General features: G+C 72.8%; 11 protein-coding genes. 9 read left to right on the top strand and 2 right to left on the bottom strand.

Annotation, left to right across the window (positions count from 1 at the left end; all coding sequences use genetic code 11):
- Nucleotides 1–64 precede the first annotated feature (64 nt).
- The 3 genes from FJQ56_RS02305 to FJQ56_RS02295 are packed head-to-tail and all read left to right on the top strand — an operon-like array spanning nucleotide 65 to nucleotide 2,286.
- A complete protein-coding gene (locus tag FJQ56_RS02305; RefSeq protein ID WP_140007579.1) occupies nucleotides 65–910 on the top strand; it encodes a fumarylacetoacetate hydrolase family protein in 846 nt (281 codons plus the stop codon).
- A 42-nt stretch (nucleotides 911–952) separates the two neighbouring features.
- Nucleotides 953–1,231 (top strand): YciI family protein, encoded by a 279-nt coding sequence (locus FJQ56_RS02300; protein ID WP_140007578.1) that lies wholly within the window; start codon nucleotides 953–955, stop codon nucleotides 1,229–1,231.
- Complete coding sequence (locus FJQ56_RS02295) at nucleotides 1,231–2,286, top strand: glycerate kinase (protein WP_140007577.1); 1,056 nt, start codon at nucleotides 1,231–1,233, stop codon at nucleotides 2,284–2,286. Before FJQ56_RS02300 ends, FJQ56_RS02295 begins: the two co-directional genes overlap by 1 nt.
- Nucleotides 2,287–2,292: 6 nt before the next feature.
- On the opposite strand, the gene FJQ56_RS02290 is transcribed toward FJQ56_RS02295, so the two are convergent.
- Nucleotides 2,293–3,459, bottom strand: coding sequence for a benzoate/H(+) symporter BenE family transporter (locus tag FJQ56_RS02290; RefSeq protein WP_281284673.1), 1,167 nt, complete (start codon nucleotides 3,457–3,459; stop codon nucleotides 2,293–2,295).
- Nucleotides 3,460–3,492: 33 nt separating this feature from the next.
- Entirely contained in the window at nucleotides 3,493–5,268 is a 1,776-nt protein-coding gene (locus FJQ56_RS02285; RefSeq protein ID WP_140007575.1) for an acetyl/propionyl/methylcrotonyl-CoA carboxylase subunit alpha, read from the bottom strand.
- A 182-nt stretch (nucleotides 5,269–5,450) separates the two neighbouring features.
- Here FJQ56_RS02285 and FJQ56_RS02280 point away from each other — a divergent pair, with 182 nt between their 5' ends.
- The 6 genes from FJQ56_RS02280 (at nucleotide 5,451) to FJQ56_RS23040 (ending at nucleotide 10,626) form a co-directional block, all read left to right on the top strand.
- On the top strand, nucleotides 5,451–6,104 hold the full coding sequence (locus tag FJQ56_RS02280) for a hypothetical protein (protein WP_140007574.1): 654 nt from the start codon (nucleotides 5,451–5,453) through the stop codon (nucleotides 6,102–6,104).
- Nucleotides 6,105–6,274: 170 nt separating this feature from the next.
- On the top strand, nucleotides 6,275–7,297 hold the full coding sequence (locus FJQ56_RS02275) for a DUF695 domain-containing protein (RefSeq protein WP_140007573.1): 1,023 nt from the start codon (nucleotides 6,275–6,277) through the stop codon (nucleotides 7,295–7,297).
- A 67-nt stretch (nucleotides 7,298–7,364) separates the two neighbouring features.
- Nucleotides 7,365–8,537, top strand: a complete 1,173-nt coding sequence (locus FJQ56_RS02270) for an acyl-CoA dehydrogenase family protein (RefSeq protein ID WP_140007572.1) — start codon at nucleotides 7,365–7,367, stop codon at nucleotides 8,535–8,537.
- Nucleotides 8,538–8,581: 44 nt separating this feature from the next.
- Entirely contained in the window at nucleotides 8,582–9,055 is a 474-nt protein-coding gene (locus tag FJQ56_RS02265; RefSeq protein WP_140007571.1) for a GtrA family protein, read from the top strand.
- A gap of 63 nt (nucleotides 9,056–9,118) precedes the next feature.
- Nucleotides 9,119–10,531 (top strand): OFA family MFS transporter, encoded by a 1,413-nt coding sequence (locus FJQ56_RS02260; RefSeq protein WP_140007570.1) that lies wholly within the window; start codon nucleotides 9,119–9,121, stop codon nucleotides 10,529–10,531.
- Nucleotides 10,528–10,626 (top strand): MFS transporter small subunit, encoded by a 99-nt coding sequence (locus tag FJQ56_RS23040; RefSeq protein WP_417605941.1) that lies wholly within the window; start codon nucleotides 10,528–10,530, stop codon nucleotides 10,624–10,626. The genes FJQ56_RS02260 and FJQ56_RS23040 overlap by 4 nt, the downstream gene beginning before the upstream one ends.
- Nucleotides 10,627–10,633 lie beyond the last annotated feature (7 nt).

Genomic DNA, 10,633 nt, shown 5'->3' with positions numbered 1-10,633 from the left:
GCCCGCATCCACGACCCCGTCCACGCCCCCAGCGGGCGCTGACCACACGAACCCAGGAGACGACATGGAACTACTGCGACTCGGGCCCCTCGGCGCCGAGGTCCCGGCCCTGCGGGTCGACGAGGCGGTCTACGACCTGCGGACCGTCACCGACGACATCGATCCGGACTTCCTCGCAGCCGGCGGTGTCGACCGCGTGCGCGAGGCCCACGACGCCGGCCGGCTGCACCTGCTCGACGGAGCCGAGGGGCTCCGGGTCGGCGTGCCGGTCGCTCGGCCGGGAGCGGTGCTGTGCATCGGCCAGAACTACGCCGCGCACGCGGCGGAGTCCGGCAGCGAGCCCCCGCGCGAGCCGATCCTGTTCTTCAAGGCCCGCAGCTGCCTGGTGGGCGCCGACGACGACATCGTCCTGCCCCCGGCGAGCACCCAGAGCGACTGGGAGGCCGAGCTGGTCGTCGTGATCGGCGCCCGCGCCAGTCGCCTCGCCTCGCCGGCGCAGTCCGCCGACGTCATCGCCGGGTTCACCGTGGGCAACGACGTGTCGGAGCGGAGCTGGCAGCTCGGCAAGGACGGCGGCCAGTGGTCGCAGGGCAAGAGCTTCGCGACCTTCGGTCCGCTCGGGCCCTCGATCGTGCTCGACCGGGTCGACCACGACGACCTCGCCATCAGGTCCTGGGTCAACGGCGAGCCCCGTCAGGACTCCCACACCGGGGACATGATCTTCGGCGTCGACCACCTGGTGTGGTGGCTCTCGCAGGTGCTGGTCCTCGAGCCGGGGGACCTGGTCTTCACCGGGACCCCGGAGGGTGTCGCCCTCTCCGGCCGCTACCCCTACCTCCGCGACGGCGACGTCGTCGAGATCTCGATCGACGGTCTCGGCCGTCAACGCCAGTCGGTCATCGCCGGCTGAGCCCACTGTTCCCACCCTGATCCACCTACGAAAGGAACGACCATGGCCTACTTCGTCCTCACCTACGGCTATCACGACACCCCTCTGCGGGCCGAGCGGCGTCCCGACCACATGAGCCACCTCGCCACGCTCGAGGAGGCCGGCTCCGTCGTCCTCGCCGGGCCGTTGGCCGACCTCACCGGGGGCATCATCGTCTTCTCCGCCGACGACCTCGACGCCGCGCAGGCACTCGTCGACCAGGACCCCTACACCCAGCTCGACGTGACCAAGGACCGCGTCCTGCAGGAGTGGAAGATCACCGTCGGTCCGTTCGCCGCCTGATGGACGCGGCCGCCGGGGCCGACCGCGTGGTCCGTGTGCTGGTGGCCCCCGACTCCTTCAAGGGAACCCACGGCGCGGACGTCGTGGCCGCCTCGGTGGCCTCCGGGCTGCGATCCGTCGGCGCCGAGCCGGTGCGGCTGCCGTTGGCCGACGGCGGCGAGGGCACCCTCGACGTGCTGCGTCGCGCCTTCCGCGGTGCGGTCCACCACGTGCCGGTGACCGGCCCCCTCGGGACGCCGGTCGTGGGGCGTTTCCTGGTCTCCGAGGACCGCCGTACGGCGGTGGTCGAGACGGCCTCGGCCAGTGGCCTCTCGCTCGTCGTACCGGACCCGAGGAGCGCCTGGGACGCCAGCACCCGCGGGACCGGCGAGCTCGTCGCGGCCGCCGTGGCCAGCGGAGCCGAACGCATCCTGCTCGGTGTCGGTGGCAGTGCCACCACCGACGGGGGTGCCGGGGCGATCGAGTCGATCCTCGAGCACGGCGGGCTGGGGGGCTGCCGCCTCGAGGTGCTCTGCGACGTGACCACCCCGTTCGAGCAGGCCGCCGCCGTCTACGCACCCCAGAAGGGCGCCGACACCGTGACCGTCGCCCGGCTCGAGGAGCGACTGGCGTCGCTGGCCGGACGGCTGCCGCGCGACCCACGAGGCGTGCCCCGGACCGGGTGCGCGGGCGGCCTGTCGGGTGGCCTGTGGGCCCGGTTCGGCGCCGAGCTCAGGTCGGGCATCGAGGTGGTGCTCGACGCTCTCGGCTTCGCTGCCGCAGCCCGGCCCTGTGCCGCCGTCATCACCGGCGAGGGGCGTCTGGACGGCCAGACCCGGGAGGGCAAGGTGATCGCCGGCGTGCTCGAGGCGTGCCGTCGGGCCGAGGGGCCCCTGCCGGTCCACGCCGTGGTGGGTCAGACCCGGCTGAGCGCCGCCGAGGCCGGAGCGCTCGGACTGTCCTCGGTCACGGTCGCCTCCACCGTCGACGAGCTCGTGGAGGCCGGTCGGCGGCTGGGCCGGCGACTCCTCGGTGAGCAGGACCTCGCCGCGTGGGCGACCTCGACCCGGCCCTGACGAGGGTCACCGCGCGGCGGGGGCGGGCGACGCGCCGACGCGCATCACCAGCACGAACACGCCGCCTGCGAGCAGCGCCCAGAACGCCGCCCCGACGCCGGCGATCGTCAGCCCGGACGCCGCGACGACGAACGCGACGGCGGCGGCCTCGCGGTAGCCGTCGTCGCCCAGGGCCGATGCCGCCGCCGAGCCGAAGGTGCCGATGAGGGCGAGCCCGGCGACCGTCGCGATGACACCGGCCGGGGCGGCCGCCGACACGGCGGTCACCAGCGCGGTCAGCGGACCCAGCAGCATGTAGGTGACGCCCGTGGAGACGCCGGCCACCCACCGGCGATCGGGGTCCTCCCCGGCGGTCGGCCCGGCCGAGATGGCCGCGGAGATCGCCCCGAGGTTGATGGAGAAGCCGCCGAGCGGCGCGGTGGCGACGGTCGTGACGCCGGTGTACATCAGCGCGGGGGCGAGCGGCGCGCGGTAGCCGAACGAGCCGAGGACCGCGACCCCGGGAATGTTCTGGCTCGTCATCGTCACCAGGTAGAGGGGCACCCCGATCGCGACCATGGTGGCGACGTCGACGGTGGGGGTGGTCCAGGTCAGGGTCGGGGCGAGGTCGCCCCCGGCGACCTCGGAGAGGGACCCGGAGGCCACGATGACCACGATCGCGGCGGCGAAGGCGCCGGGCACGGCCCACCGGCGGGCGACCCGCAGCAGCAGCAGCCAGACCACGAGCACGGGAGCGACGGCACCCGGCTGGTCGACCACGGCCAGGAACGGCTCGACGCACAGGCTCAGCAGCACGCCGGCGAGCATCGCGTTGGCCAGTGCGGTCGGGATCCGGCGCACCAGGTCGCCCAGCGGCCGGACCAGGCCGGTCGCCAGGTAGAGCAGGCCGGCGAGCGCGAAGGCGCCGACGGCGTCGGCGTACCCGCCGTCGGGCACGGTCGCGCCGGCGAGGAGGGCCGCGCCCGGGGTCGACCAGGCGATCGTCACCGGGATCCGGGTGCGCCAGGAGAAGAGCAGGCACCCCAGACCCATCGTCATGGTGACGACCAGCAGCCCGGAGGCCGCGTCGCCGGCGGAGGCACCGACGTGGTCCAGTCCGGCCAGGACGACCGCGAAGGAGGAGGTGAAGCCGACGACGGCGGTGACGATGCCGGCGACGACCGCCTGACCCAGCTGCGGGTCGCGGGAGGAGCGGTTGTTGATGTGTCAGTCCTTGATGTCGCAGATGGTCTGGCCGCTCGTCACGGTCGCGCCCACCTCCGCGGCCAGCCCGGTGACGGTGCCGGCCCGGTGGGCCTTGAGCGGCTGCTCCATCTTCATGGCCTCGATGACCACGATGGTGTCGCCCTCGGCCACGTCCTGGCCGTCGGTGACGACGACCTTGACGACGGTGCCCTGCATCGGGCTGGTGACCGAGTCGCCCGACGCGGCCGCGCCGGCCTTCTTGCCGCCCGCACGCTTCGGCTTCCGGGCTCCGCCCGCGGCGCCCCCGGACGACAGGCCGCCGAGACCGGAGGGGATGACCACCTCGAGGCGCCGACCGCCGACCTCGACGACGACCGTCTGCCGCTCCTGCGGCTCCTCGGCCTCGGCCACGTCGCCGCCGTAGGGCTCGATCCGGTTGTCGAACTCGGTCTCGATCCACTGGGTGTAGACGTGGAACGTCGTGCCGTCGCCGATGTACGCCGGATCGCGCACGACCGCGCGGTGGAACGGGATCACGGTGGGCATGCCGTCGACGACGAACTCGTCGAGGGCGCGACGCGAGCGCTCGAGGGCCTGGGTACGGTCACGGCCGCTGACGACGAGCTTGGCGATCAGGGAGTCGAACGCCCCGGGGATGGTCTCGCCCTTCTCGTAGCCGCCGTCGACGCGCACGCCCGGGCCCGAGGGCGGGCCCCAGGCCGAGAGGGTGCCGGGAGCGGGCATGAAGTTGCGGCCGCCGTCCTCGGCGTTGATGCGGTACTCGATGGCGTGCCCGGTGACCGGCGGGTCGTCGTAGCCGAGCTCCTCGCCGGCGGCGATGCGGAACATCTCGCGGACCAGGTCGATGCCGGTGACCTCCTCGGAGACGCAGTGCTCGACCTGGAGGCGGGTGTTGACCTCGAGGAAGGAGATGGTGCCGTCGGAGGCGACGAGGAACTCGCACGTGCCGGCGCCGACGTACGCCGCCTCGCGCAGGATCGCCTTGGACGAGGCGTAGAGCTCGGCGACCTGCTCGTCGGTCAGGAACGGCGCGGGCGCCTCCTCGACGAGCTTCTGGTTGCGGCGCTGGAGCGAGCAGTCGCGGGTGGAGACGACCACGACGTTGCCGTGGGAGTCGGCCAGGCACTGGGTCTCGACGTGGCGCGGCTTGTCGAGGAACTTCTCGACCAGGCACTCGCCGCGGCCGAAGGCGCTGATCGCCTCGCGGACCGCGGACTCGTAGGCGTCGGGGATCTCCTCGAGGGTGCGCGCGACCTTGAGGCCACGGCCGCCGCCGCCGAAGACGGCCTTGATGGCCACCGGCAGCCCGGCCTCCTTGGCGAAGGCGACGACCTCGTCGGCGTCCTTCACGGGGTCCTTGGTGCCGGGGGCGAGCGGGGCGTTGGCCTTCTCGGCGATGTGCTTGGCCTTGGCCTTGTCGCCGAGGGCCTCGATGGCGGCCGGCGGGGGACCGATCCAGATCAGCCCGGCGTCGAGCACGGCCTGGGCGAAGTCGGCGTTCTCGGCCAGGAAGCCGTAGCCCGGGTGGACCGAGTCGGCCCCGGAGCGCTCCGCGACCGCGATGATCTTGGCGATGTCGAGGTAGGAGTCAGCGGGCGTGGCCCCACCGAGGGCGTGCGCCTCGTCGGCGAGCCGGACGAACTGGGCGTCGCGATCGGGGTCGGCGTAGATGGCGACACTGCCGATCCCGGCGTCCTTGCACGCCCGGATGACCCGGACCGCGATCTCGCCGCGGTTGGCGATCAGGACCTTCTGCAACGGCTTGACGTCGGGCAACACGTGCTCCTGGTGCGACTCGGTGCCAGCGCGGGCGCTGGCGTGGGGACTGGCGCAGACTAGTGGCGGTCCGGGGCCGTCGGGCACGTTATCTGGTCCGGAAGGCTCCGCGGGTGGCAGATCGCCGAACGGGACCTGACTCCGTGTCGGGGACCTCCGGGCGGGGGCATATCCTGGGCGGGATGTCCGAGTACATGCAGGAGCGCAAGGGTTTCTGGCACGAGCCGGAGGGCCGGCCCACCACCGAGGCGATCGCCCTGGAGCACTGGGCCCGCGCGGCCCACGACGTACTCGAGGAGACGGCGACGACCTACCACGCCGTCGTCCGCGAGGCCGACCTCGCCGAACGGGTGCAGGCCGCCAGCGCCATCCGCACCACCCGGCCGCTCGAGCGGTGGCTGCCCAAGGTGCTCCAGCCCTTGGCCCACCTGCACCACCGCGACGGCTACCCGCCGCTGACCGCGCTGGTCGTCGACGGCCACGGCTGGGTGGGGGAGCGGTACGACGACGTGCTGCGCGCCATCGAGGAGCTGCCCATCGCCACCCCGGCCGCCCGCGAGCGGCACGCTGCCCGCGCCCGCCTGGAGTGCTACCAGTGGGCCGGCTCGGCGCCGGAGGACGGCGGGGTGCCGGCCGAGGTGCTCTCGACCACCCGCAGCAGGGCCCCCCGCTCCACGACCGCGGCCGGCACCCGCGCCCCCAAGGCGCCGCGCGCCCCGAAGGAGCCCACGGTCGCCGCGCCCAAGCGGATCGCCGCCTCCGACCGCCCGGTCAACGTGTGCCCCACGTGCTTCATGGCCATCCCCGCCACCGGCGTCTGCGACAACTGCGGCTAGTCGGTCTGGTCGACTCCGGCCGGCCTCCGTCTCCGTGCGCCGTGTGGTCGGCCTGGGTGGGGCGTGGGGCGCCTCTCAGGGGTTGGGTCGTCACGTCGGCTGAGGAGCGAGGAGCCCTGGCGACGAGCCTCGAAGCCACCGCAGCCGGCCTACCTCCTAGGCTCGGACGCATGGCTGACGAAGGGACCAACCCGCCCGACTTCGACGCGTTCTGGGCCTGGTGGGGCGCGGGGGGTGCCGCGGCGTGCGAGGCCGGGATCGAGGCCGGCACGATCGAGGACCTGGTCGACGAGCTCAACGCCCGCGTGCACGCGCTGTCGCCCGAGCTCACCTGGGAGCTCGGGCCGAGCGAGACCTCGGCCCACCGGCTGGTGGTCAGCCCCGAGGGCAACCCGGCGGCCCGGGCCACGGCGCGGCGGTGGCTGCTGGCGGCGCCAGAGCCCACCGAGACCTGGACCTACGCCGACGCCCGCCCCGCCGACCCCGACCCGGAGTCGGGCTCGATCCGGGTCGGCGACACCGAGGTCGACTTCGCCGAGATCCGTGTCGCCGCCACCCGGGTCGGCCACCACGTCGACGTCGCGGTGCACCACCCGCTGCTGCGCGACCTGCCCGAGCAGGCGCGCGGCGTGGTCGTGTTCATCTCCCTCGACCACACCCTCGGTGAGACCGACTGCGAGACGTGGATCGGCAACGTCGAGCCCGCCCTCGACCCCCCGGCCGACGCGGTGACCCTGGCCGGCCTGCGCGACCTGGTCGCCGAGGTGCGTGCCGACGCGATCGGCGAGGACGGCGAGCCCACCTGGGTGATGCTGCAGGGCGAGCTCGACGGGTCCCCGTTGATGGCGGTCGCGCAGGTGCCCCTGGCCTCGAGCTTCGCGCCCCACCTCGACGCCCACCTGGCGGTCGACGTGCCGTTCACCGACACCACCGACGAGGGGCTGCCGGCCCCCGGTGCGCTGGACGACCTGCGCGCGCTGGAGGACCACGTCACCACCCGGCTCGCCGGCTCGGGGCGCCTGGTCGCCCACGAGACCGGTCGTGGTCGCCGTACCCTCCACTACTACGTCGACTCCGCCCGACCCACCGCCGGCATGGTGGAGGCCGCCGTCGGCGGCTGGACCCAGGGTCGCGTCGAGGTCGTCCACACCCCCGATCCCGGGTGGCAGGCCGTGCGGCACCTGCGCACCTGACGCCGACCTCGTCGGCACCCCGCCCGGGTGGTTAACAAACGTTAACCACCGTGGCATGATCTCCGGCATGACGTTCGAGCTGAGTCGTGAGCACGAGGAGTTCCGCCGCAGTGTCCGGGAGTTCGCCGAGGCGCAGATCGCGCCGCACGCGGCGCAGTGGGACCGCGAGCACCACTTCCCGGTCGACGTGGTGCACCAGATGGGCAAGCTGGGCCTCTTCGGCCTCACCGCCCCCGAGGAGTACGGCGGAGCAGGCGACGACGGCGACTTCACCAGCCTCTGCGTCGCGATCGAGGAGCTCGGTCGCGTCGACCAGTCGATGGGCATCACCCTGCAGGCCGGGGTCGGCCTGGGCATCAACCCGCTGCTGGCCTACGGCACCACCGAGCAGAAGGAGCGCTGGCTCCCGGCGCTCGTCGCCGGCGAGGCGCTCGCGGGGTTCGGGCTGACCGAGCCCGGAGCAGGCTCCGACGCCGGGGCCACCCAGACCAAGGCCGAGCTCGTCGGTGACGAGTGGGTCGTCAACGGGGCCAAGCAGTTCATCACCAACTCGGGCTCCGAGATCACCAGCCTGGTGACCGTCACCGCCCGTACCGGTTCTCGCGACGACGGCCGACCGGCGATCAGCGCGATCATGGTGCCGAGCGGCACGCCCGGCTTCACCGCCGAGAAGGCCTACGACAAGCTCGGCTGGCACGCCTCCGACACGCACCCGCTGTCGTTCGAGGACGTCCACGTCCCGGCCGACCACCTGCTCGGCGACGAGGGCCGCGGCTACGCGCAGTTCCTCGCCACCCTCGACGACGGCCGGATCGCGATCTCGGCGCTCTCCGTCGGCTGCATCCAGGCCTGTCTCGACATGGCGGTCGCCTACGCCGGTGAGCGGCAGACCTTCGGCGGGCCGATCGGGCGCAAGCAGGGGGTCGCCTTCCAGATCGCCGACCTCGAGGTCATGCTCCAGGCCTCGCGACTGCTGACCTACAAGGCTGCGGCCCTCAAGGACGCCGGTGCGCCGCACCAGGAGGTCAAGCGTGCCGCCTCGGTGGCCAAGCTCTACTCCACCGAGTCCGCCGTCACCGCGACCCGCATCGCGACGCAGGTCTTCGGCGGCTACGGCTTCATGGAGGAGTACCCCGTGGCGCGCTTCTACCGCGACGCCAAGGTCCTCGAGATCGGCGAGGGCACCTCCGAGGTCCAGCGGATGCTGATCGCGCGCAGCCTCGGCCTGCCCGTCGAGTAGCGCCGCTGCCACGACCGGAGTCGCTCTCCGTATAGGATCGCCCCATGTCCGACCGCTGGCAGCGCCTCCTGGGCGAGGTGTGGCGATTCTTCGCCGTCGCCCAGCTGGCGACGTGGGTGTCGTTCGTGATCTTCAACGTGCTGGCCCACGGCTGGCTCGTCGGCACCACCGTGATGGGCGACCAGCCGATCGTCGCCTACGTCCTGGCCAACTGCGTCGGCATGGTCATCAGCTACCACGGCGCCCGCGGCTGGGTGTTCCCGCACCGCCCGCCCCGGCAGGCCGACGGCGGGTGGACCGCCTACGTCGTCATCAACCTGCTCGCGATGGTGCTGCCCGTGGGCTGCCTGTTCCTGACCCGCCACGTGCTCCACCTCGACTCGATGCTCGCCGACAACCTGTCGGCCAACGGGGTGGGCCTGGTGCTCGCCTTCGGAGCCCGGTTCTACCTGTTCAAGCGGTTCGTGTTCCGCCGGCCGCTCGAGGCGCCCACGTCCGCGGTGAGCGCCCCGTCCTGAGGGGTGTGGCGACCGTCTCCGCCTGACGCCCACGCTGGGCCTTTCCGTCTCGGAAGGTCCACCGTGCTCCCCTCGTTCCTCGCTCGCGACCGCACGGTCGCTGGTCCTCGCTTCAACCGCTGGCTGGTCCCACCGGCAGCCCTCGCCGTGCACCTGTGCATCGGTCAGGTCTACGCGACCAGCGTCTACAAGACCGCGCTGGTCGCCCACTTCGACAGCAGCCTGACCACGATCGGGCTCGTCTTCTCGCTGGCGATCGTGATGCTCGGCCTCGCGGCCGGGTTCGGCGGCACCTGGGTCGACCGCAACGGCCCGCGCGCGGCGATGTTCGTCTCCGCCTGCTTCTGGGTGACCGGCTTCCTGGTGGCCGCTCTCGGCATCGCCCTCGGCTGGCTCTGGCTGGTCTTCGTGGGCTACGGGTTCATCGGGGGCATCGGGCTCGGCATCGGCTACATCTCGCCGGTCTCGACGCTGATCAAGTGGTTCCCCGACCGGCCTGGTCTCGCGACCGGTATGGCGATCATGGGCTTCGGCGGCGGTGCGCTGGTCGCGAGCCCGCTCAGCGGGCGGCTGATGTCGCTCTACGACTCGGCGTACGACTCCACCGACGCGACCTCGCTCGCCGACGGCCGTGCGGTGGCGCTGCTGTTCGTCACCCTGGCCGCCGGCTACGCGGTCTTCATGCTGTTCGGCGCGTTCACCGTGCGGGTCCCCGCCGACGACTGGAGCCCGGCGGGCTGGGACCCGTCGACGGTGCGCGCCAAGAAGCTCGTCACCACCGCCCAGGTGTCGGCCGGCAACGCGATCCGCACCCCGCAGTTCTGGCTGCTGTGGGTCGTGCTGTTCTGCAACGTGACGGCGGGCATCGGCATCCTCGAGCAGGCCTCGCCGATGATCCAGGACTTCTTCCGGGAGGGCGAGACGTCGACCGTGAGCGCCGCCGCAGCCGGCGGTTTCGTCGGGCTGCTGTCGATCGCCAACATGGCCGGCCGGTTCGTGTGGTCGTCCACCTCCGACGTGGTCGGCCGCAAGCCCATCTACCTGATCTACCTGGGCCTGGGCCTGGCCCTCTACGTCCTGCTGTCGACGGTCGGCTCGACCTCCACCGCGCTCTTCGTGCTGCTCGCGGCGGTGATCATCAGCTTCTACGGCGGCGGCTTCGCCACCATCCCGGCCTACCTGCGCGACCTGTTCGGCACCTTCCAGGTCGGCGCGATCCACGGCCGCCTGCTCACGGCGTGGTCGGCGGCGGGCGTGGCCGGACCGTTCATCGTCAACCGCTTCCTCGACGCCCAGGGCGAGCCCGGCTCGCTCACCGCCGATGCCTACCGTCCGGCCCTGCTGACCATGGTCGGCGTGCTCGCCGTCGGCCTGGTGGCCAACCTCCTGGTGCGCCCGGTCGCCGAGCGCTTCCACGAACCCCGGTCCGACGACGACAGCCCGACCGGCAAGCTGAACGAGAGGAGTGCGGCATGAGTGCGCGACTCGTCACCGCCTGGGCCCTGGTCGGGATCCCGCTCGTCTACGGCCTCGTCGAGACCATCCGCAAGGCGTCGGCGCTCTTCGGCTAGCCGCGCC

The organism is Nocardioides plantarum, assembly GCF_006346395.1.
Classification (GTDB): Bacteria; Actinomycetota; Actinomycetes; order Propionibacteriales; family Nocardioidaceae; genus Nocardioides; species Nocardioides plantarum.
Note: the sequence above shows the minus strand (reverse complement) of the source record. Positions and strands in the feature narration are given on the sequence as shown.

Excerpts from the sequence above, each read along its gene's own strand:
- FJQ56_RS02305 (WP_140007579.1), top strand. The coding sequence starts at position 65 with ATGGAACTACTGCGACTCGGGCCCCTCGGCGCCGAGGTCCCGGCCCTG.
- FJQ56_RS02265 (WP_140007571.1), top strand. The coding sequence starts at position 8,582 with ATGTCCGACCGCTGGCAGCGCCTCCTGGGCGAGGTGTGGCGATTCTTC.
- FJQ56_RS02295 (WP_140007577.1), top strand. The coding sequence starts at position 1,231 with ATGGACGCGGCCGCCGGGGCCGACCGCGTGGTCCGTGTGCTGGTGGCC.
- FJQ56_RS02300 (WP_140007578.1), top strand. The coding sequence starts at position 953 with ATGGCCTACTTCGTCCTCACCTACGGCTATCACGACACCCCTCTGCGG.
- FJQ56_RS23040 (WP_417605941.1), top strand. The coding sequence starts at position 10,528 with ATGAGTGCGCGACTCGTCACCGCCTGGGCCCTGGTCGGGATCCCGCTC.
- FJQ56_RS02280 (WP_140007574.1), top strand. The coding sequence starts at position 5,451 with ATGTCCGAGTACATGCAGGAGCGCAAGGGTTTCTGGCACGAGCCGGAG.
- FJQ56_RS02270 (WP_140007572.1), top strand. The coding sequence starts at position 7,365 with ATGACGTTCGAGCTGAGTCGTGAGCACGAGGAGTTCCGCCGCAGTGTC.
- FJQ56_RS02275 (WP_140007573.1), top strand. The coding sequence starts at position 6,275 with ATGGCTGACGAAGGGACCAACCCGCCCGACTTCGACGCGTTCTGGGCC.